Below are 685 nucleotides of genomic sequence, written 5' to 3' on the forward strand. Positions count from 1 at the left end.
GCCCAGCGTTTTCCCGTCCAGATATAAGTCACATCACCGCACCAGGCCTGATTAGGCTCGGTAACAGCAAACTGGCGATCCAGATAATTAGGGATCTCAATGTGTTCCTTAGACGCCTTCTTATAACGATGGCCAGGTTGCTGACAGCTGATAATATTGAGCGCTTTCATCAGCTTTGTTGCCCGCCAGCGGCTCAGTTTTATACCTTTGGTGGTGACCATCGCGGCAATGCTTCGCGCTCCTGCTGAGCCGTTACTTTCGCGATAAACTTCACGCACAAGGCTCAGTAATGCCACTCTCGTGGCGTCAGGCTTCCTGGGCTGCCACCAGTATTTATAACTGCTGCGATGAACCCCAAACACGTTGCACACAACGGCAACAGGAAACCGCGCCCTGAGTTTCTCAACTAATGAGAATTGTTCAGGGAGTCCGACATCAAGAGCGCGGTAGCCTTTTTTAATATATCCCTTTCCATTTCAACGCGTTGAAGTCTTTTCTTCAACTCACGTATCTCAATCTGCTCAGGTGTCATGGGTGAAGCTATGGGTGATTTTCCCCCTCGCTCTTCTTTCAACTGGCGGACCCACTTATCCATCGTAGATTTACCGACATTCATTGCCGTGGCAGCAGCGGCAACGGTGTAATGCTGATCGAGTACAAGCTGGGCAGCTTCGAGGCGAAACTC

1 pseudogene is annotated in these 685 nt (G+C 50.5%); it reads right to left on the reverse strand.

From position 1 onward, the window contains the following. A pseudogene (locus FTA91_RS20335) lies at positions 1-685 on the reverse strand (IS3 family transposase); the annotation flags it as partial.

Origin of the sequence: Yersinia thracica (assembly GCF_902170565.1) — a bacterium.
Classification (GTDB): domain Bacteria; phylum Pseudomonadota; class Gammaproteobacteria; order Enterobacterales; family Enterobacteriaceae; genus Yersinia; species Yersinia thracica.